The sequence below is a fragment of the Curtobacterium sp. MCBD17_034 genome, assembly GCF_003234515.1.
Taxonomy (GTDB): Bacteria; Actinomycetota; Actinomycetes; order Actinomycetales; family Microbacteriaceae; genus Curtobacterium.
Genome location: NZ_QKTN01000003.1, coordinates 150,799 through 174,114, shown reverse-complemented (window position 1 = coordinate 174,114; position 23,316 = coordinate 150,799). Strand labels below are relative to the sequence as shown.

24 protein-coding genes are annotated in these 23,316 nt (G+C 72.6%); 3 read left to right on the top strand and 21 right to left on the bottom strand.

Annotated elements, in window-relative coordinates:
• Positions 1-25: 25 nt before the first annotated feature.
• The 14 genes from DEI92_RS07575 to DEI92_RS07505 form a co-directional block, all read right to left on the bottom strand.
• Entirely contained in the window at positions 26-1,108 is a 1,083-nt protein-coding gene (locus DEI92_RS07575) for a hypothetical protein (RefSeq protein ID WP_146249128.1), read from the bottom strand.
• Positions 1,109-1,505: 397 nt separating this feature from the next.
• Positions 1,506-2,177 (bottom strand): RHS repeat-associated core domain-containing protein, encoded by a 672-nt coding sequence (locus DEI92_RS07565; protein WP_181434748.1) that lies wholly within the window; start codon positions 2,175-2,177, stop codon positions 1,506-1,508.
• Between the two features lie 46 nt (positions 2,178-2,223).
• Positions 2,224-3,186 (bottom strand): SDR family NAD(P)-dependent oxidoreductase, encoded by a 963-nt coding sequence (locus DEI92_RS07560; protein WP_111013026.1) that lies wholly within the window; start codon positions 3,184-3,186, stop codon positions 2,224-2,226.
• A gap of 58 nt (positions 3,187-3,244) precedes the next feature.
• On the bottom strand, positions 3,245-4,219 hold the full coding sequence (locus DEI92_RS07555) for a ribokinase (RefSeq protein ID WP_111013188.1): 975 nt from the start codon (positions 4,217-4,219) through the stop codon (positions 3,245-3,247).
• A 59-nt stretch (positions 4,220-4,278) separates the two neighbouring features.
• Positions 4,279-5,268, bottom strand: a complete 990-nt coding sequence (locus tag DEI92_RS07550) for a nucleoside hydrolase (protein ID WP_111013025.1) — start codon at positions 5,266-5,268, stop codon at positions 4,279-4,281.
• An 8-nt stretch (positions 5,269-5,276) separates the two neighbouring features.
• Complete coding sequence (locus DEI92_RS07545) at positions 5,277-5,765, bottom strand: GNAT family N-acetyltransferase (RefSeq protein WP_258370119.1); 489 nt, start codon at positions 5,763-5,765, stop codon at positions 5,277-5,279.
• A gap of 49 nt (positions 5,766-5,814) precedes the next feature.
• Complete coding sequence (locus DEI92_RS07540) at positions 5,815-6,297, bottom strand: DUF2382 domain-containing protein (RefSeq protein ID WP_181434746.1); 483 nt, start codon at positions 6,295-6,297, stop codon at positions 5,815-5,817.
• A 4-nt stretch (positions 6,298-6,301) separates the two neighbouring features.
• The gene (locus DEI92_RS07535; protein WP_111010670.1) at positions 6,302-6,979 is read right to left on the bottom strand and encodes an HAD family hydrolase; all 678 of its coding nucleotides are present in this window, start codon (positions 6,977-6,979) and stop codon (positions 6,302-6,304) included.
• A 64-nt stretch (positions 6,980-7,043) separates the two neighbouring features.
• Entirely contained in the window at positions 7,044-7,688 is a 645-nt protein-coding gene (locus DEI92_RS07530) for an MBL fold metallo-hydrolase (RefSeq protein ID WP_111013023.1), read from the bottom strand.
• Between the two features lie 142 nt (positions 7,689-7,830).
• Positions 7,831-8,271, bottom strand: coding sequence for a MarR family winged helix-turn-helix transcriptional regulator (locus tag DEI92_RS07525; RefSeq protein WP_111010668.1), 441 nt, complete (start codon positions 8,269-8,271; stop codon positions 7,831-7,833).
• Positions 8,272-8,412: 141 nt separating this feature from the next.
• The gene (locus DEI92_RS07520; protein ID WP_111010710.1) at positions 8,413-8,607 is read right to left on the bottom strand and encodes a DUF2795 domain-containing protein; all 195 of its coding nucleotides are present in this window, start codon (positions 8,605-8,607) and stop codon (positions 8,413-8,415) included.
• Between the two features lie 77 nt (positions 8,608-8,684).
• Positions 8,685-9,590 (bottom strand): glycosyltransferase family 2 protein, encoded by a 906-nt coding sequence (locus DEI92_RS07515; RefSeq protein WP_111010664.1) that lies wholly within the window; start codon positions 9,588-9,590, stop codon positions 8,685-8,687.
• Positions 9,587-11,140, bottom strand: a complete 1,554-nt coding sequence (gene rfaE2 / locus DEI92_RS07510) for a D-glycero-beta-D-manno-heptose 1-phosphate adenylyltransferase (protein WP_111013022.1) — start codon at positions 11,138-11,140, stop codon at positions 9,587-9,589. Before rfaE2 ends, DEI92_RS07515 begins: the two co-directional genes overlap by 4 nt.
• Positions 11,137-12,564 carry an aldehyde dehydrogenase family protein gene (locus DEI92_RS07505; RefSeq protein ID WP_375342536.1) on the bottom strand — a complete coding sequence of 476 codons (1,428 nt, stop codon included), beginning with the start codon at positions 12,562-12,564 and terminating at the stop codon, positions 11,137-11,139. The genes rfaE2 and DEI92_RS07505 overlap by 4 nt, the downstream gene beginning before the upstream one ends.
• A gap of 325 nt (positions 12,565-12,889) precedes the next feature.
• Between DEI92_RS07505 and DEI92_RS07500 the strand changes: the two genes are divergently transcribed.
• On the top strand, positions 12,890-14,344 hold the full coding sequence (locus DEI92_RS07500; RefSeq protein WP_220037473.1) for a cation:proton antiporter: 1,455 nt from the start codon (positions 12,890-12,892) through the stop codon (positions 14,342-14,344).
• A gap of 49 nt (positions 14,345-14,393) precedes the next feature.
• Here the strand turns inward: DEI92_RS07500 and DEI92_RS07495 are convergent, their stop codons facing one another.
• On the bottom strand, positions 14,394-15,296 hold the full coding sequence (locus DEI92_RS07495; protein WP_111013186.1) for an aldo/keto reductase: 903 nt from the start codon (positions 15,294-15,296) through the stop codon (positions 14,394-14,396).
• 77 nt (positions 15,297-15,373) lie between these two features.
• On the opposite strand from DEI92_RS07495, the gene DEI92_RS07490 reads away from it, so the two are divergent.
• Both DEI92_RS07490 and DEI92_RS07485 read left to right on the top strand, forming a co-directional pair.
• Positions 15,374-15,946, top strand: coding sequence for a TetR/AcrR family transcriptional regulator (locus DEI92_RS07490; RefSeq protein ID WP_111013019.1), 573 nt, complete (start codon positions 15,374-15,376; stop codon positions 15,944-15,946).
• 199 nt (positions 15,947-16,145) lie between these two features.
• A complete protein-coding gene (locus DEI92_RS07485) occupies positions 16,146-17,327 on the top strand; it encodes a glycosyltransferase family 9 protein (protein ID WP_258370117.1) in 1,182 nt (393 codons plus the stop codon).
• Here the strand turns inward: DEI92_RS07485 and DEI92_RS07480 are convergent.
• The 6 genes from DEI92_RS07480 to DEI92_RS07455 all read right to left on the bottom strand — a co-directional run bounded on the left by DEI92_RS07480 (position 17,293) and on the right by DEI92_RS07455 (position 23,314).
• Positions 17,293-17,892, bottom strand: coding sequence for an antibiotic biosynthesis monooxygenase (locus tag DEI92_RS07480; RefSeq protein ID WP_111013184.1), 600 nt, complete (start codon positions 17,890-17,892; stop codon positions 17,293-17,295). The two genes, DEI92_RS07485 and DEI92_RS07480, sit on opposite strands and share 35 nt — an antisense overlap.
• A gap of 225 nt (positions 17,893-18,117) precedes the next feature.
• Entirely contained in the window at positions 18,118-18,822 is a 705-nt protein-coding gene (locus tag DEI92_RS07475) for an SDR family oxidoreductase (RefSeq protein WP_111010658.1), read from the bottom strand.
• A 97-nt stretch (positions 18,823-18,919) separates the two neighbouring features.
• On the bottom strand, positions 18,920-20,308 hold the full coding sequence (locus tag DEI92_RS07470; RefSeq protein ID WP_111013018.1) for a PfkB family carbohydrate kinase: 1,389 nt from the start codon (positions 20,306-20,308) through the stop codon (positions 18,920-18,922).
• Positions 20,305-20,943 (bottom strand): SIS domain-containing protein, encoded by a 639-nt coding sequence (locus DEI92_RS07465; RefSeq protein ID WP_111013017.1) that lies wholly within the window; start codon positions 20,941-20,943, stop codon positions 20,305-20,307. Before DEI92_RS07465 ends, DEI92_RS07470 begins: the two co-directional genes overlap by 4 nt.
• Entirely contained in the window at positions 20,940-22,250 is a 1,311-nt protein-coding gene (locus tag DEI92_RS07460) for a glycosyltransferase (RefSeq protein WP_111010655.1), read from the bottom strand. Before DEI92_RS07460 ends, DEI92_RS07465 begins: the two co-directional genes overlap by 4 nt.
• A complete protein-coding gene (locus DEI92_RS07455; protein ID WP_111013016.1) occupies positions 22,247-23,314 on the bottom strand; it encodes a glycosyltransferase in 1,068 nt (355 codons plus the stop codon). Before DEI92_RS07455 ends, DEI92_RS07460 begins: the two co-directional genes overlap by 4 nt.
• Positions 23,315-23,316: the final 2 nt, after the last annotated feature.

Here is a 23,316-nt window from a genome sequence, read left to right as displayed (position 1 = left end):
AATAGGAGGTCCGTTGTCTTGTCCGCTACATAGCCACCAACCGCGAAGCCAACCGCTCCACCGAGAATGCCGCCGTACGCTGCTCCCATAAGTCCGAACACACCTCCGGCGATGATTGTAAGCCCTGCGTCGACGGATGCGGCGTAGTCGCTCTTGTCGAGGCGCCCGTTCGGGTCCGAATTATTGATCGGATCGTCCCCAGCATACGAGTAACGTTTCGCGTTGCTGGGGTCGAGGGGTCGAGGGTGTCCTCCTGCGTCCACCCGCCCGCGACCGGGAGATACCAGCGGAGGCCGAACTTCACGAGCCCGTCGCCGGTGATCCGGATCCCGGACTTGTAGCCAAAGGGCAGGTACTCGAACCACGGGGACGCGCCGCCGCTGACGACGGTCCGGTTCCCGTACGGGTCGAACGACACCGTGTAGGCGCGCTGGCCGTCGTCGCTGAGGACCCCGACCGGGTTCCCGATCCCGTCCACCAGGTACAACCCCACCTGCAGATCCGGGCTGACCGCGTCGAGGACCTGCCCCGTGGTCGGGTCGTCGAAGAAGAACGACGTCAGCCCGCTGCTGGTCTGGGACTGCAGCTGCCCGCTCTTGCCGTACACGTACGTGTACGAGTCCCCACCCGGTGTGGTCTGGCTGAGCAGCTCGTTCTGGTCCGCACCGGCGTAGGTGTACGTGGTGGTCTTCCCACCCATGGTGGAACTGGTCATCTGCTCCGCCCCGTTGTACGTGTACGTCACCCCCGGTGATGCGGTCAGGTTTCCCGCCGCGTCGTACGTGTACCCGCTCGAGGTGATCTGGTTCGCCGCGTTGTATGTCAGGTTCTGCGCCGACGTCGCGCTCCCCGTCTCCGCGGCACCGGTACGGTCCCCGTTGCTGTTGCACGAGTACGTCCAGGTCACGTTGCTGCTGCCACCCGCCTGGGTGGCGCTGGTCAGCCGCCCCGCCGTGTACCCGTACCGCGTGCTCTGCCCGGTGAGGTTGTCCGTCGCCAGCTGCAGCCTGCTGCTGTCATTGGCCTTGCTCGCATCGGTCGGCTTCGCTTGCTCGATCCTGTCGAGCCACGGGCTAACGCAGTCGTGATTCGACGAACCCGCACGCATTCACGGGACCTTGATGACTGGCGCACCCGCTCCCGCTCCATTGCGGGTCGATTTCACCACATGCTCAAGATCACCGTGCGAGAAAAGAGCCAACGGCTACGCTGCTGACTGCAAGCAACCCCCCGATGAGGCCAATCACCATCCATGGCATTTTCACTCGAGCGAAAACTCCCGTTCTCCTGTAATCGACCAAGTAGTAGATTACGACCGGAACGAATATTGTGGCTCCGGCCAAAAAGAATAGGGTAACCACCGCCACTCGCTTACTTCTTCCTGCGCATACCAGAAACAAAGTATACAACGATACCGATTGCAATCACAATGATGATAGCGGTAGTGATGATGTTGGTTCCGTGTCCACTATACATGATTCTCCGTTTGTGGTAGCGACAAGCGTTCAACCCGCTACTTGCACGCTACCCCCGTACTCCACGTCGCAGAAACCGGTGGAGTAACTTGAGCCAAACGACGCTGACACGTCGCCGCTGTCGGACACGCCCACGCTTCCGATGCCTGCCGAACAGGAGCAACTGAAGCCGCCTCCGGTTCCAACACTGCCGCTGGTTGCTCCTCCTGAGGCGGAGAGGCCGGGAGAACCGATCCCGATGCTGCCGGTGATAGCAACGTCGCCGTGAGTATCCGCTTCGAAACCTAAGGTGAGGCACGCCCAGTAGCACCCTGTGACTCCTCCAGTGAAGGCAAACTGTCCACTCAAATCCGCATCATTGAGGGGATCATCCCCGGTGTAGGCGTATCGGTTGGCGTTGCTGGGGTCGAGGGGTGCGTCAAGGGTGTCTTCCTGCGTCCACCCGCCCGCGACCGGGAGGTACCAGCGGAGGCCGGACTTCACGAGTCCGTCGCCGGTGATGCGGATCCCCGACTTGTATCCGAAGGGCAGGTACTCGAACCACGGGGACGTGCCGCCGCTGACGACGGTCCGGTTCCCGTAGAGGTCGAACGAGACCGCGAAGGCCCGCTGGCCGTCGTCGGTGAGGATCCCGACCGGGTTCCCGATCCCGTCCACCAGGTACGACCCCACCTGCAAGTCGGGGCTGACCGCGTCCAACACCAGGGTCAGGGGCCGGCGCTACCAGCGTCGTGAGAGGGCTCCGCCGTCAGCGCCGCGAACGACCGCCCGCGAGCGCGACGACCCCGACGGCAGCGGCGCCGAGCACGACGGGCACCCACTTCCGCCGGGCACTCGCGCGCCATCCGCCGTCGGTGGCGTTCGACGCGTCGTCGGGACCGTAGAGGTTGCCGTCGCTCGGGGCGCCGTGCCCACGGAGCGCGAAGATCTCGACGGCCGGGCGCGTGATCGCGTGGAACAGCGGCGGCAGCGCGAACTCGAGCGGCACGAGGGCGGCCTGCGCGAGCCCAACGTAGGTGTTCCGCTTCGGGTGCACGACGGCCCGCATGATCGCCTTGGCCACGCGCTGCGGACTGACGACCGGCGGCATCGGGTGCGAGTTCTGGTTCGTGTAGTTCGCGCCGTGCTGGTAGATCGGCGTGTCGATCGTCGAGGGCAGCACCATCGGGAAGTGGATGTCGGTCCCGCGGAACTCGTCGCCGAGGACGTCCGCCAGGCCGAGCGCCGCGTGCTTGCTCGTCACGTACGCCGACTGGTAGGGCGCGGACAGGAGCGACTGGATCGACCCGACGAGCACGTAGGTCCCCCGTCCGCGCTCCCGGAAGTGCGGGAGCACCGCCCGGATCCCGTTGACGTGCCCGAACAGGTTCGTCTCGACCACCCGGCGGAACGCGTCGTCCGGCACCTGCTCGAACAATCCGTACGCGAACAGCGCGGCGTTCCCGACGAACACGTCGATGTGTCCGAACCGGGCGATGGTCGCCGCGACGAGCGCCCGGACCTGCTCGGCGTCGGACACGTCGGTGGGCACGGCGAGCGCCTCGGCTCCGCGACCCCGGCACTCCTCGGCCGCGGCCTCCAGGCTCTCGCGTCCCCGAGCGGCGAGCACGACGTGTGCGCCGGCCTCGGCGAAGGCGTGGGCGGTCGCGCGGCCGATACCGCTCGACGCCCCGGTGACCACGACGACCTGTCCTCGGAACCTGGATGTCATGCCGCTCGTCTACGCGAACCGGCTGGGGCCGCCTGAGCGCCCGGGGGACAACGCGACCTCAGGCGTGGTCGGCCAGGAACGCGTCGAGCTCCTTCGCTGTCGGGTACGACGACTGCGCGCCGAGCCGGGTGGCGGCGAACGCGCCGACCACGACCGCGAACCGAGCAGCGGTCACGAGGTCGTCTCCGGCCGCCAGCCGCATCGCCAGTGCGCCGGTGAACGCGTCGCCACAGCCCGTCGTGTCGACGGGGTCGACGCGGACGGACGGCACGCGGACGGGCTCCGCGCCGCGGTCGAGCACGACGCACCCGGCGCTCCCGGTCGTCACGACCGCGCGGTCGACCCCGCGCTCGGCCAGGAGGCCCGCGAGCCGCCCGACCTCCTCCGCACCGCCGTCCGTCGCACCGCCGTCCGCCCCCGCGTCCGCCGCGGTGCCTCCCGCTGGCGTCACGAGCTGCGCGGCCTCGTGCTCGTTGACGAGCAGCACGTCGGTCAGTGCGAGGAGTTCCTCGGGCACGGGCCCGAACGGCGACAGGTTCGTCACGACGGTGGTCCCGGCGGCGTGGGCACGGCGGGCGGCCGCGAGTACGACCTCCATGTCGACCTCGAGGCAGAGTCCGAGCACGGCCGCGGCCGCGAACGCCCCGTGGGCGGCGTCGACGTCGGCGGCGGACAGCCGCCCGTTCGCCCCGGGCGAGACGACGATGGTGTTCTCGCCGGCGGCGTCCACGGTGATGACCGCGGTGCCGGTCGCGCTGCCCTCGAGCACGCGCACACCGGCGACGTCCACGCCGGCGTCGGCCACGGCACCGCGCAGGAGCTGGCCGTTCGCGTCGTCGCCCACGGCGCCGACGAGGGCGACGTCGCCGCCGAGCCGACCGGCCGCGACGGCCTGGTTGGCGCTCTTGCCGCCGGGCAGGATCCGCAGGTCCTCGCCGCGCAGGGTCTCGCCCGCGCGGGGGAACCGCGCGGTCCGGACGACCAGGTCCGCGTTGAGCGAGCCGACCACGACGACGCGGCCGCGGGCCTCCAGGACGTCCCGATCCGGAGCAGCGGTGCCGACCGTGTCCGCCCCGTCGGCCGGGAGGCCCGTCACGCGTCGATCCCGTCGGCGACGGCGACCGGGTCCGCGGCCCCCACGCCGCCCTCGCCGATCCGCTCGAGCGCGTCGACGACGAGGTCCCAGAACCGGTCGCGGTCGAGCTCAAGCGCGGCGGAAGTCCGGCAGTCCTCGGGCGCGGGCGCCCGGAGGTCGGCGACGGTCATGCCGGTGGTCAGGGTACCGGTGGTCTCGACGGCGATGGGCATCCGCACGGCCCGGACGATCGTCGGGTCGATGACGTGCGCGACCGCGCAGGGGTCGTGCACGGGCGGGGCGTCGAACCCCTGCACGTCGCGGTACGCGTCGGCGAAGAACCCCGTGAGCTCGTCGACGAACCGAGCCGGCCCGGTGCCGAGTGCCGCGATGCGCGCGACGATGTCGGGGGTCGCGAGCGCCTGGTGGGTGAGGTCGAGCCCGACCATGACGACGTCCCAGCCCGCCGTGAACACGATCTGCGCGGCCTCGGGGTCGATCGCGATGTTGAACTCGGCGACGGGGGTCATGTTGCCGACGTGGACGCCGCCGCCCATGAGGACGACCCGCTGGACCCGCTCGACGATCCGCGGCTCCTTGCGGACGGCGAGCGCGATGTTCGTCAGACCACCGACCGGCACGAGCGTGATCGTGCCCGGCTCGTGCGCCATGACTGTGTCGATGATGAGATCGACGGCGTGCCGGGGGTCGAGCTCGATCGACGGTTCGGGGAGGACGGGCCCGTCGAGCCCGGACTCCCCGTGGATGTCCGCGGCGTGCTCGATGGTCCGGACGAGCGGCCGGTCCGCGCCCGCCGCGAACGGCACGTCGGTGATCCCGGCGATCCGCGCGACGGCGAGCGCGTTCCGCGTCACCTTGGCGAGCGTCTGGTTGCCGACGACGGTGGTCACGGCGAGCAGCTCGATCTCCGGGCTGCCGTGGGCGAGCAGGATCGCCACGGCGTCGTCGTGGCCCGGGTCGCAGTCGAGGATGATCTTCTGGGGCATGGCCGTCCTCAGTCCAGCTGCTTGTCGAAGCAGATCGAGAACGGCATCGTGCGCGCGTACGGACCCCAGTAGATCGGGATCCGACGCCAGCCGGTCTTGTCGTACAGGGCGACCGCCTCGGGCTGCTTGTCACCGGTCTGCAGGACGAGCCGGTGTGCGCCGACCTCGCGCCCCACGGCCTCCGACTCGGCCAGGAGGGCCGTGGCGGCACCCTGCCCGCGCGCCGCCGCGAGCACGATCAAGCGCTTGAGCTCGAGCTCGTCCCCGAGCCACCGCACCGCGATGTGCCCGACGGCCTCGCCGCGCTCGTCGACCGCGAGGATCGCCGTGACGACCGTCTCTGGGTCGACGTGGAGGGCACGCTCCCGCTCGGCGGCGCGCGCCGGGTCCTCGGTGCCGTCACCGACCCCGTACCGGGCGTGCATGTCGTCGTCCATGGCGGCGCGGAGCGCGACGGCCCGCGGGTCCTCCCACGCGACGCGTTCGATGGTGATCACGACGGACCATCCTCGCAGGTGCGGGCGGCCCTCCCGACCCGCACGCCGCTCAGTGCCGGTCGGTCAGGTCCTCGTCGACGACGTCGACCTCCTCGTGCCCGACGGTCTCGGTGAGTGACCGCTGCTCGGTCACCACGTCCGTGACCACGCGCACGCGCTCCACGGGGACGACGCGGGTGACGACCTCCACCTGCTCCTCGTGCAACACCAGCTCGAGTGCGTCGGCCGAGCCGATCGGGAGGACCGTGCCCGGGTCGACGACGTCGGTCCCGTCGAGCGGCTCCTCCTCCACACGGAGTTCCTCACGCCGCACGGTGACGGTGACGGTCCGCTCCTCGGACACGATCACCTTCCGGATCCGCACACGGCGCACCGGCACGGCATCCGTGCGCACGACGAGTCGCTCCTCCGACCGGGTCACGGCGACGTCGTCAGCCCCCGGGTCGAGGATGCGGTCCGCGCGTCCCGCGAGGGAGGTCGCGTCGATGGGGTCCTGGTCGTCCGGGTACGGCGTTGCGTCGACATCGGTCACGTCGTCACGCCCCCAGCTGTCCGATGGGGCTGTCGTCGATCCCGGCGAGGATCGCGGCCGGGTCGTCGAACACCGCCACGGCCCCGGCCTCACGGAGCTCCGCCTCGGAGATGCCGCCGGACAGCACGCCGATCGCGGCGACGCCGGCCCGGCCCGCGGCGATGACGTCCCACTTGGAGTCCCCGACCATGATCGCGTGGTCGGGATCGGCCCCGGAGCGCTCGAGCGCGAGCTGGATGATCCCGGGGTCCGGCTTCGCCTGCTCGACGTCACCGCCGCTCGTCACGACCTCGATCGTGTCCTCGATCTGCAGGAGCTCGCGGAGGATGGCGAGCTCGGCCTCGGGCGCGCTCGTCGCGAGGACGACCTTGTGCCCGCGGCGGGCGACCTCCTCGAGCAGGTCGTGCACGCCGGGCAGGATGTGGAGCTCCTGGAAGTGTTCCCGGTAGTACGCCGTGTGGAACTCCTTCGCCTGCTTCGCGACGTCCGAGTCCGCGGAGCCCACGAGCTCTTCGAGGAGGCTCGACGAGTCCATGCCGATGCAGCGGTGGATGCGCCAGGCGTCGACGGGCTGCCCCGCGGCGTGGAAGGCACGCCACCAGGCGTCCACGTGGGGGTAGTTCGAGTCGGCGAGCGTGCCGTCGATGTCGAAGAGGACGGCGGTCGTGGGGTCGTCGGTCATGCTCCGAGCCAACTCCTCGACCGTCGTCCCTGTCGTCAGTGTCCTCAGGCTCGTCGTCCCCCGGTCAGAGTTCGACCGACTCGCCGACCGGGAGGATCGACATCGGCACGCCGCCGAGGCCGTCCGCACCGAGGAACTGCACGGTCGACTGCTGCCCGGGCTCGCTGAGGAGCAGCTCGTGGATCTGGATGGCGCGCTCGGGACGGACCTCGCGGACGTAGTCGACGGCCTCCCGCATGTGCGACCACGGGCCGCTCGTCGGCATGAGCAGCGTCGGCACGGCGACCCCGGGCACGAGGTAGGCGTCGCCCGGGTGGAAGACGATGCCGTCGACGAGGTACCCGACGTTCGGGATCGTCGGGATGTCCGGGTGGATGACGGCGTGGGTCTCGCCGAACACCCGCACCTCGACGGTGCCCACGGTGAACGTGTCGCCCGCGCCGACCGTCACGACCCGGCCGTCGTGGTCGCCGCCGACCTGGTCCGCGACACCCTCGGGCACGTAGGCGCGGAGCTCCGGGGCGGCGTCGAGTCCGGCGCGGAGGGCGTCGGTGTCGAGGTGGTCGAAGTGCTCGTGCGTGACGAGCACCGCCGTCGCGCCACGCACGAGCTCGGCGGACTCGGGCGTGAACGTCCCGGGATCGATGACGATCGTCACGTCGTCCTGCTCGAGCACGACGGTCGCGTGGTTGTACTTCGTGAGCCGCATGGGTCCTCCTGGTCGTTGGCGTCGGTCAAGTGTACAACCATGTTGTACACCTTCCTCCCGCGAGATCGCAGTCGTCGCCGTTCTGGCAACCGTCCAAGCGGCGACGACTGCGATCTCGCAGAGGGGAGGCGGGCGGTGCAGGTCAGCCGTCGGTGTGCTGCGCGATGCGGGCGAGGAGTTCGGGCATCCGCTCGAGCGCAGCCCGCTCGTCCGGGTCGAGCTCGGCGTCGATCGCCCGTGCCATCCACGACGTCCTTGCCCGACGGTCCGCGGTGAGCGCGAGCCGTCCGGCTTCCGTGATGCCGATGACCGACGCACGCGCATCGGTCGCGCTGGCGGTGCGCGCGACGTGACCCAGGGCCTCCAGTTCGATGACGGTACGGCTCTGGCCCTGGTGGCGGACGCCGCGGCGCCGCGCCAGGTCGGCCGTCGTCATCGGACCCTCACGGTCGAGGTGACCCAGGGTGGCCGCGTGGGCCGGCGAGAGCGTGTCGGCGCGACCCCGACCGATGCGGACGAGCGTCCCGATCGCCGCCCGGAGGCGCTCCGCGAGCTCCTCGGTGCGGTCGTCGGTCCGGTCCATGGGTCCGACGGTACTGCGCCCGACGACCACGGCGCGACGAGGGTGCACAACCCGCCACCACCGACACGACGAGGGTGCACGACCCGCCGCACGCCATGAGCGGCAGCGGCGCGTCGTGCACCCTCGCGGAGCGGACCGGCCTCAGTCGACGTCCGACACCGCGCTCGACACGGCGGTCGGCGCGTCGTACTCCTGGTCCGGGATCTGCTTGAGGGCGTTGAGCACGTCGTCGTCGGCGCCCTCCTTCTCGGCCGTCGAGACGATGGTGTCCTTCGAGGCGGGGTAGTCGATCCCGCTCAGGAACTTCTGGATCTGGATCGGGTTCGGCGTTGCCATGGGGTTCTCCTCGTCGTTCGTTCCACCGGATGGTCGGACGACCACCCGTTCGTCACCCGGGAGGGACCGGGTGCGGCTCAGGGCTCCCGTCGTCCGACGCCGAGCGCCTGCTCGGCGTCGATCGGGGGGAGGAGGACGTCCGGCGCGTCGACCGACCGGTCCGTCACGGTCGTCGGGGACTCGAGGTGCACGGCGCCCGACGGCACGATGCCGACGCCGCCCGCGCGCTCCATCACGCGCCACTGCGCGACGACGTCCTCGCCCGCGTGGCCCGTCGGGAGTTCCCGCCAGAAGTCGAACCCGCCCGCGTCGAGGAGCACCGCGCGGTCGTACAGCACGCACGCGCCCACCCACGCGACCCGGTAGGGCACCCATCCGCCGTGCGGGACGTCGAGGTCCGCGGCGATGTGGGCGAGGTTCGCGGCGTTGTGGAGCTGCCACCGGTCGTGGCCGGGCGTGCCGCGCCGGATGACCTCCGGCACGACGGGCCCGTCCCACCGCTCGAACGTCGTCTGCTGGTGCGGTCGCCGGTCGTCGAGGTACGACAGCCCCTGCACCGCGGACCCGACGAACCCGCAGCCGAGCTGCCGGATCGCGTCGAGCATGCGGGCGATCGAGTCGCGCTCGAGCCACACGTCGTCGTCGAGGAACAGCACGTACGGCGCGGTCGCGTGCTCGAGCAGGAACTGCCGGTGCTCGGCGAGCCCGTGCCGCTCGGGGTGCCGCAGGACGAGCGGCTGGCGGCCCTGGGCCTCCAGGACGCGGAGCATCGCCTGCACGCTCGGGTCGGCGAGCGGCGCACCGTCGACCGACTGGTCGCTGAGGACGAGCCGGAACGTCGGCTCGTCCTGCCCGGCGAGCCCGGCGAGCGTCGTGGCGAGCTCGGTGACCCGTCCGGCGGTCGGCACGAGCACGTCGACCACGGGCTCCGGTGCCGGCCGGGAGGCCCGTCCCCACTCGCCCGACCAGCGTGCGGCCGTCACGGGGTCGCCTCCGTCGCCGTGGTGGCGTCGTCCGCGTCGGTGACCGTCTCGCCCGCGGCGCGCTCGGCGGCCGCTCGCGCGGACTCGCGGATGCGGCGGACGACGTCGGTCGTCGAGTGCTCGGCGACGTAGTCGACCATGACGACCTCGCCACCGTAGGCACGGACGACCTCGGTCTCGGTGAGCATCTCGGGCGAGTAGTCGCCGCCCTTGACGTAGACGTCGGGCTGCAAGCGCTCGATGAGCGGCACGGGGGTGTCGGTCGGGAACACGGTGACCAGGTCGACCGACGCGAGGGCCGCGAGGACGCCCGCGCGGTCCTCCGCCGTGTTGATGGGCCGCTCCGGCCCCTTGAGCCGGCGGACCGAGTCGTCGTCGTTCACCGCGACGACGAGCAGGTCGCCGAGCTCGCGGGCCTGTCGCAGGTACGAGGTGTGACCGCGGTGCACGACGTCGAAGCAGCCGTTCGTGAACACGACGCGGCGGCCCGCGGCCCGGGCGGCGGCGACCGCGTCCGCCAGGTCGTCGTGGTCGACGATCGTGTCGGCAGGGGCGGAGACCGAGGCGACCAAAGCCTCGGCGGTGCAGATCGAGGTGCCGGCCTCGCGGACGACGACGTCGGCGGCGGCCTGGGCGAACCGGGCGGCGTCGGCGAGGGGCGTCCCCGTGGCGAGCGCGACGGACACGGCGGCGCAGAACGTGTCGCCGGCGCCGGACGCCTGCTGCTCGGACGCCGGCGTCGCTCGGGTGCGGACCGGGGTGGTGTCGGCGGCGCTGTCGCCGGGCAGCAGCACGGTGCCGTCCTTGTCGAGCGTGACGATGGCGTTCCGGGCACCGCTCGCGGCGAGGACGGCGTCGCGGAGGCCCTCGACGACCGCGGAGCGTGCGGACCCCTGCCCGAGGGAACGGCCGAGGAGCTGCTCGGCCTCGCCACAGTTCGGCGTCACGAGGTCGGGGTGCAGGTCGTGCCAGCGGCCGAGGTCGTGCGCGTCGACGACCACGGCGGCCGGACGGTCGCGCAGCACCGCGGGGACCACGGCCTCCGGGGTCGTCCCGAGCCCGTAGTCACACACCACGACCGCGTCGGCACCGCGGATGCCGGCGGTCACGGCCCGGGCGAGGGCGATCGTGTCCTGCTCGGTCGGGGGATCGGCGATCTCGTCGACGCGGACGAGGATCCGGTCGCCGCCGACGACCCGGGCCTTCGAGGTCGTGACGCCGTGCGAGACGGGCACCAGACCGGACACGTCGACGCCGTCGGCCGCCAGCCGGGCGCGGAGGATCCTCCCGGCCTCGTCGTCGCCGATCAGGCCGACCATGCGGACCTCCGCGCCGAGCGCCCGCGCGTTCACGGCGGTGTTCGCGGCACCACCGGGCACGTCGATGACCTCGGTGACGCGCACGACGGGCGCCGGGGCCTCCCGGCTCACCCGCTCGGCCTCACCGACGCTCCAGCGGTCGAGGATGACGTCCCCGACCACGACGACGAGCGGTCGCCGGTCCCGGGTGCGGTCCACGACCTCCCGGACGACGCGGAGGTCCCCACTCACCGGTCGCTCCGGCGCGGCGCCGATTCGAGGTGCACGACCGTGGTCGTCGTCATCTCGTCGAGCAGGTGCGGGCCGTACCCGAAGCCGGCACCCGACGCACCACGCGGCTGGGCGCTGCCGCCCGGAGCGCCTCCGAACACGGCGTTCACCTTGACGGTGCCGACCGGGAGCTCGTCGCCGGCGCGGAGCGCGTGCTCCATGTCGTTCGTCAGGACCGTCGCGGCGAGGCCGTAGCGGTCGTCGGCGGCGAGGCGCAGTGCCTCGTCGAAGTCGTCGACGACCTGCACGGGCGCGATCGGGCCGAAGGTCTCCTCGTGCATGACGAGCATGTCGGGCGTGCAGTCGACGAGCACCGTCGCGGGGTAGAACGTGCCGGCGCCGTCGGGGATGCTGCCGCCGGTGAGGACCCGGGCGCCCTTGGCGACCGCGTCGTCGACGTGCGACTGGACCACGTTGCGCATCCGCTCGTCGACCAGGGGGCCGTAGCCGTCGGCGTCGGCGGCGGTCTTCGCCTCGGCCTCGGCGACGAGCGCGGTGACGAACGCGTCCGCGACCTCGCGGAGGACGTACACGCGCTCGACGCTCGTGCAGATCTGGCCGGTGTTGGCGAACGCGCCGAGCGCGGCCTGACCGGCGGCCCACGCCGGGTCGACGTCGGCATCGACCACGAGCGCGTCGTTCCCGCCGTTCTCGCGGATGACGTGGGCGCGGGTGCGCAGGGCCATCTCGGCGAGGACGTCACCCGTCGCGGTCGAGCCGACGTGCGCGTAGACGTCGATGCCGGGCTCGGCGAGCAGCGCCTCCCCCGTCGCCGCGTCACCCGTGATGCCGACGAGGACGCCCTCGGGCAGCGCCTCGGCCAGGATCTCGTTGAGGAGGGCCGCCGTGGCCGGGCAGCGCTCGCTCCCCTTGTGCACGACGGTGTCACCGGAGACGATCGCGGCACCGAGGATCCCGCACGCGACGGCGACCGGGTCGTTCCAGGGCGTCAGCGCGAGGACCACGCCGCGGGGGTGCGGCTTGGCGGTGTCCGTCGCGCCGAACGAGCCCCGCAGGACCTCGCCACGGTGCAGCGGGCCGAGCTCCGCGTACTGGATCAGCGTGTCGATGCCGGCCTGCACACCGCCGAGGGCGTCGCCGGGGACCTTGCCGGTCTCGCGGGTGTTGAGCGCCGCGAGTTCCTCGGCACGCTCCTGCAGGTGCAGCGCTGCGGCCTTGAGGACCGCCCCACGCTGCCCCGGCGCCGTGCGGGACCAGGTCGCGAACGCCGTCCGCGCCCGCACGACCGCCTGCTCGATCTCCGCCGGGCTCGCGACCTCGACCCGGGAGGCGGTGCTGCCGTCGCGCGGGTTGGTCACCTCGATCACGCGGGGCGCGAGGCTGTCCTCGACGGTGGGCTCGGAGGGGGCGATCGCGGTGTCCAGGGCCAAGGGTGCTCCTCTGTCAGGGGGACGACCGGCCGAGGGCACGGTCATGGGCGTTCCGTCATCGTCGACGCGCGCGGGCATCGGTCCGCACGTACCCACACTGCTCCTCCGTCCCGGGACTGTCCGCCATCGCGGCCTCCCTTCGGCTCGCCTGTCCCCCGACCACGGCCCGCCCTGGAGTCCGCATCCGGCGGGTGCGCGGGCGAGGAGTACGGTGGACGGGCGTTCGCGTGAGGTGTGCCGGGAAGACTGGTCGGCGATCCGTCGACCGACCCTCCCGAGGAGATCCCATGTCACTCGCCCCACGAGCCGAGCGCTGCCCGTGAGCGCGGACGACGCGTTCACCCTGGCGGTCGGGCTCGCCGGACTCGCCGCGGTCGCGGCCGTCGTCTCGAGTCGCCTCAGCACCCTCATCCGCGTCCCGTCGCCCGCGCTGTTCCTCATCGCCGCGGTCGCGGCGTCGTCCTTCTTCCCCGTGCTCGAGACCGTTCCGCGCGTGCTCGACGAACACGTCGTCAGCGTCGCGCTGGTCTTCATCCTCTTCGACGGCGGCATGCACATCGGCTGGTCCCGGTTCCGGAACTCGCTCGGCCCCATCACCTGGCTCGGGGTCGCGGGGACCGCCGTGACCGCGGCGGGGGTCGCGCTCGCTGGACACCTCCTGCTCGAGCTCCCGTGGCAGCAGTCGTTGCTGCTCGGGGCCGCACTCGCCCCCACCGATCCCGCGGTCGTGTTCTCCGTGCTCGGCAAGCGCGAGATCTCGGGCCGCTCCGGCACGATTCTCGAGGGTGAGTCCGGCGCGAACGACCCGGTCGGCATCGCGTTGATGGTCAGCCTCCTCGCCGCGACCGGTGCCGGCCTCGACGCGGTGACCCAGGGCCTCCTGACGTTCGTGCTGCAACTCCTGATCGGCACGGCCGTGGGCGTCCTCGGCGGCCTGACGCTCCGGTGGGCCCTGCAGCGCCTCGCGTTGCCGAACGAGGCGCTGCACTCGATCTGGACACTCGCATTCGCGGTCGTGCTCTACGCGGTGGGCACGCTCCTGCACGGGTCCGGGTTCCTCGCCGTGTTCCTCGCCGGCATCCTGATCGGCGACGTCCGCGCGCCGTTCAAGCGCGAGATCGACCGGTTCAGCTCGGGGTTCTCGAACCTGGCGGAGATCGTCGTGTTCACCCTGCTCGGCCTGAGCACCGACGTGGCCGCGGTCGTCCGACCCGATGTCCTCCTGCCGGGGCTCCTCATCGCGGCCCTGTTGATCCTCGTCGTCCGGCCGCTGTTCGTCGGTGCGCTGAGCATCCCCCTGCGCCTGCGGTGGGGTGAGCGCGCATTCGTGCTGTGGGCGGGACTCAAGGGGGCCGTGCCGATCCTGCTCGGACTCTCGATCCTCGCCTCGGGCGTGGCACACGCGGACCGGCTGTTCGGCATCATCTTCGTCGTGGTGGTGTGCTCGGTGGTGCTGCAGGGCGGTCTCGTCCCGTTCTTCGCCCGGCGGTTCCACATCCCGATGCGGGTGCGCGAGCCGGAGCCCTTCGCAGTCGGCATGCGTCTGACGGCGGAACCGGAGGGACTGCACCGCCATGTCGTCCAGCACGGGTCCGAGGCAGACGGTCGCCGCGTCGACGAGCTCCTCGACGGCGAGGACGGCTGGATCAGCGTCGTGCGTCGGCAGGGTCGGCTCATCCGGCTGCGGCGGGACACCGTCCTGCACGAGGGTGACGAGGTCCTCGCCCTCGCGGACGACGAGGGCGGTCTGGATCGGCTGTTCGACGCGCCCTGAGCGCGGGAGTCCACCCGCGCACGGTGCGGCCGCGCGCCCGTGAGTCCGGTCAGCGCTGCGCGCCGGCCGCTGGCGCCAGCGCATCGAGGGCAGCGGTCTGCTCGGCCGTGAGCTCCACCGCGCCCGCCGCCAGGTTCTCCGCGAGGTGGTCGGCGTTCGCCGTTCCGGGGATCAGCAGCGTGTTCGGCGCGTGCCCGAGCAGCCAGGCCAGGCCGACCTGCGCCGGGGAGGCCCCCAGCTCGGCCGCGATCCGCTGCACCGCGGGTTCGTCCGTCACCTTCGGCAGGCCGGGGAATCCGCTGCCGAGCGGGAAGAACGGCACCCAGGCGATGTCCTCGGCGACGCAGAGCGTGAGCATCGCCTCGAACTCGCGGGCGACGAGGGAGTACGCGTTCTGCACGCAGACCACGCCGACCGGGAGCGCCCGCCGGAGGCTCTCGATCCGCACCGCGCTGAGCCCGATCCCGCCGATCAGCCCCTCGTCGCGCATCGCGGTCATCTCGGCCAGCTGGTCGTCGAGGTCGACGAGGTCCTCGTCCGGCACGGTGAGACCGGGGCCGATCTCGGGGCGGCGGAGGTTGACGACGTCGAGTCGATCGCGTCCGAGCGTGCGGAGGTTCGCCTCGACCTGCGCACGGAGTTCCTCCGGTCGCTGCGCCAGCACGAGCGGGATCGGCGCGTCGACGCGGACCGCTCCCACCTTGCTGACGACCGCCACGGCGTCCGAGGACCCGATCGCCCGACGGATGACGTCGTTCGCGACCCCGTCGCCGTAGAACTCGGCAGTGTCGATGTGGTCCACCCCGAGCTCGACGGCGTGACGGAGGAACGCTGCCCCGGCCTCCCGGTCGTCGTCGAACCGTTCGAGCGCCATCGCGCCGTACCCGATGCGAGCGATCGCGCGCCCGGCGAGCGTCGCCGTCCCTCCGGGGATCGTCGTGTGGTCTGCCATCATGGCTCCTGTCGTCGTCGGAAACGGAGGCTCCTCCGGTCGCCGCGACGCTACCACTGATCCGGAGGTACCTCCGCTTGTCGTCCACTCCCCCGCCCGCGCGTCGTCCGCGCGCCGATGCCGCGCGCAACCGCGCCAGGATCATCGAGGTCGCACGCGCGTCCTTCACCGACACCGGCCAGGACGCGTCGCTCGAGGGGATCGCGCGCGCCGCCGGCGTCGGGATCGGCACGCTCTACCGCCACTTCCCGACCCGCGAGGACCTGGTCGCCGCGGTCTACGACACCGAGCTCACATCGGTCCTCGCCACCGTCGAGCCACTCCTCGCCCGCCACACGCCCGACGTCGCCCTGCGGACCTTCATGGACCGGTACGCCGCGTTCGTCGTCACGAAGCGCGGGATGGCCGAGACCCTCCGTGCCGGGGCCTTCCGCGATGCCGTCGGGAGCGCCCGGACCCGCGAGCGCGTCAACGCCGCGATCGCCACGATCCTCGCCGCGGGGGCGGCCCTCGGCGTCCTGCGCCCGGCGGTCCCCGCCGACGACGTCACCGCCGCGCTGGTCGGGGTGTTCCTCGCGACCGCGGGCGTGGAGGACCAGGAGCAGGTCGGGCGGTTGCTCGACCTGCTCGTGTCGGGCCTCCGGCCCTGACCGCGCGGCGCCACTTCGAACCGGCCCCGTCCGTTCGAACCGCGGAACACGGGTGTTCGACCGGCATCGGGCGGTTCGATCAGGGAGCGGCGCCCGCCGGCGACGTGACCGCGGCGCGCGAAACGCCACCCAGCGCCTCCCGGTAGACAGGAGGACGCACCCGCGCGCCGTCCGGCGTGCCGCACCACGAGGAGGCCCGGTGTTCCCGATCGGTCAAGCACAGCCCGCGTTCGAGGACGTGCGCGAGATCGCGGTCCTGCGCGGCGGTGGACTCGGGGACCTGCTGTTCGCCATGCCGGCGATCGACGCGCTCGCTGCCGCGTACCCGGAGGCCCGCATCACCCTCCTCGGCACGCCCATGGCCGCCGCGCTGCTCGCCGACCGGCCCTCGTCGATCGACGCCGTCGAGGTGCTCCCCGTGGCGCCGGGTGTCCGCGAGGTCGCCGGGCGGGAGTCCGACCCCGCCGAGGTCGACGCGTTCACCGCCCGACTGCACGGGCGCTTCGACCTCGCCGTCCAGGTGCACGGCGGCGGCCGGAACTCCAATCCGTTCCTGCTGCGCCTCGGCGCACGACACACCGTCGGCACCGCGACCGAGGACGCCGAGGTCCTCGAGCGCTGGGTCCGCTACGTCTACTACCAGCACGAGGTGCTCCGGGCGCTCGAGGTCGCCGGGCTCGCCGGTGCCGCACCCGTCGTGCTCGATCCCGTCGTCCACGTGTCCGACGACGAGCGCGCGGCCGCCGTCGCCCGGATCGAGGACGCGATCGGCGCACCGCTCGCCGGGCGCCGGGTCGTCGCGGTCCACCCCGGCGCGACGGACCCCCGGCGCCGTTGGCCCGAGGAACGCTTCGCCGCGGTGGCGGCCGCCCGCATGGCCCAGGGCGACGTCGTCATCGTCGTCGGCGACGAGTCGGACCGGGAGGCCGCGATCACCATCGCGCGCTCGGCCACCGACATCGCGGGTCCGGACAGCCCCGGGCAGATCGTCGACCTCGCGGGGGTGCTCGGCCTCGGGGAGCTCCCGGGGACACTCGCGATCGCGGACGTCATGGTCGCCGACGACTCGGGGCCGCGGCACCTCGCGGTCGCGGTCGGCACCCGCACGGTCGGGATCTTCTGGTTCGGCAACGTCGTCAACGCGGCGCCGTTCGACCGGGGGCGCCACCGGGTCGAGATGAGCTTCACGACGCACTGCCCCGTGTGCGGCGTCGACGTCACCCAGGTCGGCTGGACCGCGGAGCGCTGCGAGCACGACCCGTCGTTCGTGGCCGAGGTCGGGGTCGAGGTGGTACTCGCCGACGTCGCGGACCTGCTGGCGACCGCACCCGATCACGGGGCGGCCGTCAGCGCCGCGGCGCGAGCAACCAGGGGCGGATGAGCCGCGTCACGAACGGCAGCACCCAGAACGTCATGACCGGCGTGAGGACGAGCGTCGTCAGCAGGACCTTCGGCACGGTCGGGAACGTCGGCCAGAACGGCACGAACGCGGTCACGAGCAGCGTGAACACGAGGTTCACCGGGAAGAACCCGAGCCAGATCGACACCGCCTGCTTCCACCGGGGCGGTGCGCTGTCCGACGGCGCATCGCGCGGCACGTCGAACCACCCCTCGATCCCCGTGCGCTTCTCCACCCGGGACTCCACGACGAGGTCGCGCCCCTCGTCGAGCCACCGGAGCCGGTCGTCCGAGTTCTCCCACGTCGCCAGGGTCGTGTGGTCGGCGAACCGGTAGAGCATGTGCCACTCGCGTGAGGTCGCGTGCGAGCGGACCCATCCGGACCCGAGGAACCCCGGGTAGCGGTTCGCGAGGTTCACGCCCGACTGGACCCAGCGGGTGACCTCGGGGATGCGGGCGGGTTCGACGAGGCGGGTGATGGACACGGTGACGGGGAGGCCGATGGTCGCTTGTGGCGTGATGGCGTCCCCACGCTCGGCTGGAGTCATGACGACGATCATCCCGCGCCCGTGTTTCCCGCACGTGACGTCGACCCGGCACCCCGCCGTCAGTGCACGCGCTCGACCTCCGCGCGGAAGAACGCCTCTGCACGAGCGCGACGATCCCCGTCGAGATCGCAGAACACGCCGCTCACCTCGGAAGGTGAACGGCGTGTTCTGCGATCTCGGCGGAACCGGAGGCCGAGGCCGGAGGCCGGAGGCCGGGCCGGAGGCCTACGGCCAGCTGGGCTCCTCGGCCGGCATGATCGCGAGCTCGCGGATCTCGCACCCGGCGGGCTGGCTCAGGGCGAAGATGATCGCGTTCGCGACGTACTCCGGCTCGATGAGCTTGGCGTCCGGCCCCGGCTTGTACTGCTCGGTGCGGCCCTCGAAGAACGCGGTGCGCATGCCCGCGGGGATGATGTTCGTCACGCCGACGACGCCCCGGGTCTCGGCCGCGAGCGCCTGGGAGAACCCGCGGACGCCGAACTTCGACGCGGAGTACGCGGTGCCGTCGCCGACGCCCTTGAGCGCCAGCGAGGACGAGATGATGACGACGCGGCCGTTCGAGGCCTCGAGCGCGGGCAGGGCAGCTCGCACGGTCGCGGCGGTGCCGAGCAGGTTGACGCCGACGATGCGCTCCCAGTCGCCGGACGAGATGCCGCCGATCGGGGCCGGCTTGTCGATGCCCGCGGCGGTGACGACGGCGTCGAGGCCACCGTGACGCTCGGCGGCGTCACGCACGGCCTGCTCGGTGGCGGCGGTGTCGGTGACGTCGACGGCCACGCTGTCCCACTCGCTCGGGACCGCGTCGGTCTTCAGGTCGAGCACGATCGGGGTGCCGCCCGCCTCGGCGACGGCGGCGGCGACGGCGGCACCGAGGCCGCTCGCACCGCCGGTGACGAGCACGCGGCCGATGGGCGTGGTGGGGATGGGCATGGGTGTTCCTTTCGGTTCTGCGGTCGGACGGGAGGCGCGGCTGCGGACGGCTGCCGCGCCTCCCGTCCGGACGTGGTCGGGATGGTGCGCGCTCGCGCTACCCGACGCGTTCGAGGGCGGCGGCGAGCCGCGTGGTGGAGCGTCCTGGGTGGAACGGCACGGTGACGACGCGGCCACCCCACTCGGCGAGGGTCCGGGACTCCGGGAGCTCGTCGGCGGAGTAGTCACCGCCCTTCGCCCAGACGTCGGGCTGGAAGCGGCGGAGGGCCTCGTCGGGCGTCGACTCGTCGAACACGATGACGGCGTCGACGCAGTCGAGCGCGAGGAGGAGCTCGACGCGGTCCTCCTGCGTCATGATCGGCCGGTCCGGGCCCTTGAGCCCGCGGACGGAGCTGTCCGAGTTGAGGCAGACCACGAGGCAGTCGCCCAGCGCTCGGGCGGCCGACAGCGTGCGGGCGTGGCCGGCGTGGAGCAGGTCGAAGCAACCACCGGTCGCGACCACGGTGCCACCCGCGGCGCGGACGTCGTGGGCGACCCGGATGGCGTCCCGGTCACTGCCCGGCACGGTGACCGGTGCGGGAGGCGCGAGGAGCGACGCGACGCCGCCCGCGGCCAGGTAGGCGGAGGCGTCCGCGACACCCGCCGCGACGGCGTCCTCGGTCGAGGCGCCCTGCGCCAGCGCGACGGCGACGCCGGCCGCGAGCCGATCACCGGCGCCACAGGGGTCGCCCGAGATGACGGAGGGCGCGGGGACGAAGCGGGAGTCGCCGGCGTCGGTGCGGAGCAACGCGCCCTTCTCGCCCATCGTGACGGCGACCGCGTGGGCGGACCAGTCGGCGACGAGCTGCTCGCCGGCGGCCGTGGCGAAGGGCACGCCGGAGCCGGTCGCGCCGGAGAAGCCCCGGGCCTCCGCGGCGTTCGGGGTGGCGACCGCGATGCCGGGGACCGGCTGCGCACCCTTCGGGTGCGGGTCCCACACGACGGGGGTGGTCTCGGCGACGCGGGTCAGGGCCTCCCGGAGCGCGGGAGCGGCGGCGAGGCCACGGCCGTAGTCGGCGACGACGATCGCGTCGGCGCCCTCGAGCGCGGCGGTCATGTCCGCGGTCACATCCGGCACGGGCGGCGTCGCGCAGGCCTCGTCGATGCGGACGAGCGCGTGGTCGCCGACACGCACGCGGGTCTTGACGGGGGTCGCGACGCCGGAGTCCCCGGCGACGACGCGGACTCCGGGCATGCCGTCCCGGAGCTCGGCGCCCCGGTCGTCCTGGCCGAGCACCGTGACGAGGGTGACGTCGTGGCCGTCGCGCGCGAGCATGGTCGCGACGAGCCCGGCACCACCGGCGCGGCGGACCTCGTCCTGCACGTCGAGCACGGGCACGGGCGCGTCGGGGCTGAGGCGCTCCGAGGTCCCGGTGACGTCGACGTCGAGCAGGGTGTCGCCGACGACGACGATCCGCGTGTGGGTGGTGTCCGTGCGGGCGTTCATCGGCGGCCTCCCCGGAGTCCCTTGAGCGCGGGCTCCATGGCCCGGCAGAGTGCGTGCACGAGGACGAGCTGGGCCTCCTGCACGTTGGCGGAGGGCCCGTCGATGCAGATCGCGTCGTCGACGACCTCGGCGAGGGGGTTCGGGCGCGACCCGGTCATCGCCCAGGTGCGGACGCCGATCGAGCGGGCGGCACGGGCTGCGTTGAGCAGGTTCTCGCTCTTGCCGCTCGTCGAGAGCAGCACGAGGACGTCGCCGGCGCGGGCGTGCGCGTGCACCTGGCGGGCGAAGACGTGCTCGTAGCCGTAGTCGTTCCCGATCGCGGTGACCGCGGAGGACTCGGCGTGCAACGAGATCGCACTGAAGGCGGGACGGTCCCCGTCGAACCGGCCGACGAGCTCGCTCGTCAGGTGCTGCGCCTCCGCCGCGGAGCCGCCGTTGCCGGCCGCGAGGAGCCGCTGGCCCCGGCCGAGCCGCGACGCGAGGTCGTCGGCCCACGCCGCGATGTGGTCGCCGTGCTCGGCGAGGGACGCGATGACCGGGACGGACGCGGCGATGTGGTCGAGGACGAGCGACGCGCTCGAGGCCGGCTCGTCCGACGTCGGCCGTGCGGTGGTGGCGGGCAGGTCGATGGTCATCGGAGGGTCCTTCCGGCGGTGCCCAGGGGGGCGGGGTCGAGCGTGGGGACGGCACCGGCACGGCGACGTCCGGGACGGGTGGAACGGCGACCGGTGATGCGGTCGTACACCCGCTCGGAGTCGGTGGCGATGCGCGCCCACGAGTAGCGGGACTCGACCCGCTCGCGGCCGGCGCGGCCGAACGCCACGCGACGGTCGGGGTCGTCGAGGATCGCGGCGACGGCCTCGGCGACCGCGGCGGCGTCCCGCGGCGGCACGTGCAGGCCGGTGGCATCCTCGACGACGGTGTCGATGAGGCCGCCGACGCTCGACGCGACGACCGGGACGCCGCAGGCCATGGCCTCGAGCGGCACGATCCCGAACGGCTCGTACCACGGGGCGCACACGACGACGTCGGCGCTCCGGAGGACGGTCGGGATCTCGCGCTGGGACAGCTGGCCGCGGAAGGTCACGTGGTCCCGCACGCCGAGCCGGGTGGCCAAGGCGTCGAGGCGCTGGTACTCCGGGTCGTCCACGAGGTCGGCCCCGGCGGTCCCCGCCCCACCGACGATGACGAGTTCGACGTCGCGGCCCGCGTGCACGAGGCGGGCGAGCGCGTCGATCGTCGTGCCGACGCCCTTGCGCTGCACGAGCCGGGAGGCCGTGACGACCCGGTGCCGTCGGCTGCGGACCTCGGTCAGGCCGTCCGGCGTGAACGCGTCGACGTCGACCCCGCAGGGCACCACCGAGATGCTGCGGTTCGGGATGCCGAGGGCCTTGAGCTCGAACGCCTCGTCGGAGCACGTCGCGATGACCTGGTCGGCGCGGCGCCCGACCTCCGGTTCGAGCCACTCGCGCTCGTTCGGGCTGGTGTCGGCCGAGCCCTGGTGGCGGCGCTTCACGACGCCGAGCGCGTGGTACGTGTGCACGACGGGGATGCGCGGTCCGTCGCTGTGGGCACCGAGCTGCTGTGCTGCGTCGAGGGCCGCGAGCCCGGACATCCAGAAGTGGCTGTGCACGATGTCGGGGCGGTCGACGGTCCACGCGGCGACGAGGAACGAGGCGAACTGCCCCATGTACTGGAGCAGGTCGTCCTTCGGCAGGCGTTCGGCCGGCCCGGCGTCGACGTGCACGACGTCCACACCGGGGCGGAGCGACACCCGGCGCGGCAGGGTCGCGTCGTCGCGCCGCGTGTAGACCGTCACCTGGTGCCCGCGGTCGGCGAGCGCCCCGGACAGGGCTGCGACGTGGACGTTCTGGCCGCCGGCGTCGACGCCCCCGAGCGTGGCCAGCGGGCTGGCGTGCTCCGAGACCATGGCGATCTTCATGCGCGGTTCCTTCCGTCGGTGCCATCGGCGACCGGGGCTGCGCCGACCAGGTCGGTGAGCGGTGCCGGGGCCGGTGCGGATCGGTGGTGTGCTGCGAGGTGACGCTCCTGCACGCCGTTGAGGAGGTCGTCCCAGTCGCCGAGGAACCGCTCCAGGGAGTGGCGCGCGAGCACGGCCTCCCGGGCGACGAGGCCGCGGCGACGCGCCTCGTCGGGGTTGGCGACCAGGTGTCGGGCGGTGGCGACGAGGTCTTCGACGTCGGTCGAGATCGCGCCGGCCTCGGCGGGGACCGCACGGGCCGCCTCGGTCGTGCCGAGGACGAGCACCGGCATCGCCATGTGCATCGCCTCGAGCAGGGACAGCCCGAGCGAGGTCCAGCGGTTGAGGTGCAGGTAGGCGCGGCGCTCGGCGAGCTGCGTGTGCATCGGGTCGGGCTTGACGTCCCCCATCACGCCGAGCCGGTCCGGACCGAGTCCGAGGGCGTCCGGGAGCTGTTCGGTGCCCATCCCGAACGCGTCGACGGGGGCGACCGCCGCGAACCGCGGCACGAGGTCGGTCCCGGCGACGCGCGTCCGGCGGACGGGCTCGTTGACCACGACCCCGAACCGCTCGAGCGTGCCGGTGTACCGCGGACCGGGGTCGACGACGCCGTGTTCGATCACCGTCGTGGCGGTCGTGCCGCAGTCCCACATGAGGGCGTTGAAGTGCGTGACGTGCGCGATGAGGACGTCGTCCCGGTCGCGCAGTGGGTGCAGGGACGCGGGGACGTCGACCCGCGGGGCGTTGTGCTCGACGAAGACCACCGGGACGTCGCGGCCGAGACGGGCACCGAGCAGGCGTTCGGCCTCGGCGAGCTCTTCGGTGCGCTGCAGGACGACGACGTCGACGTCGGCGTCGCGCACGGCCTCCGGCGCGATCTCGACGACGTTCTCGGGCCAGAGCCGGTCGGCGCGACCGAGGCCCCAGGCGTCACGGGCGGGGGTGGTGGGGACCAGGTAGTCGTGCTGGCCCCGGACGAACGCGTCCATCCAGCCGCCGTGCACGTGCCACACCAGGATCCGCACGC

Bases quoted from the DNA above. Each gene is read 5' to 3' on its own strand.
- DEI92_RS07535 (WP_111010670.1), bottom strand. From the start codon at position 6,979: ATGACCGACGACCCCACGACCGCCGTCCTCTTCGACATCGACGGCACG.
- DEI92_RS07530 (WP_111013023.1), bottom strand. From the start codon at position 7,688: ATGCGGCTCACGAAGTACAACCACGCGACCGTCGTGCTCGAGCAGGAC.
- DEI92_RS07465 (WP_111013017.1), bottom strand. From the start codon at position 20,943: ATGACCATCGACCTGCCCGCCACCACCGCACGGCCGACGTCGGACGAG.
- DEI92_RS07475 (WP_111010658.1), bottom strand. From the start codon at position 18,822: ATGCCCATCCCCACCACGCCCATCGGCCGCGTGCTCGTCACCGGCGGT.
- DEI92_RS07520 (WP_111010710.1), bottom strand. From the start codon at position 8,607: ATGGCAACGCCGAACCCGATCCAGATCCAGAAGTTCCTGAGCGGGATC.
- DEI92_RS07495 (WP_111013186.1), bottom strand. From the start codon at position 15,296: ATGGCAGACCACACGACGATCCCCGGAGGGACGGCGACGCTCGCCGGG.
- DEI92_RS07525 (WP_111010668.1), bottom strand. From the start codon at position 8,271: ATGGACCGGACCGACGACCGCACCGAGGAGCTCGCGGAGCGCCTCCGG.
- DEI92_RS07460 (WP_111010655.1), bottom strand. From the start codon at position 22,250: ATGAAGATCGCCATGGTCTCGGAGCACGCCAGCCCGCTGGCCACGCTC.
- DEI92_RS07575 (WP_146249128.1), bottom strand. From the start codon at position 1,108: ATGCGTGCGGGTTCGTCGAATCACGACTGCGTTAGCCCGTGGCTCGAC.
- DEI92_RS07480 (WP_111013184.1), bottom strand. From the start codon at position 17,892: ATGACTCCAGCCGAGCGTGGGGACGCCATCACGCCACAAGCGACCATC.
- DEI92_RS07560 (WP_111013026.1), bottom strand. From the start codon at position 3,186: ATGACATCCAGGTTCCGAGGACAGGTCGTCGTGGTCACCGGGGCGTCG.
- DEI92_RS07470 (WP_111013018.1), bottom strand. From the start codon at position 20,308: ATGAACGCCCGCACGGACACCACCCACACGCGGATCGTCGTCGTCGGC.
- DEI92_RS07550 (WP_111013025.1), bottom strand. From the start codon at position 5,268: ATGCCCCAGAAGATCATCCTCGACTGCGACCCGGGCCACGACGACGCC.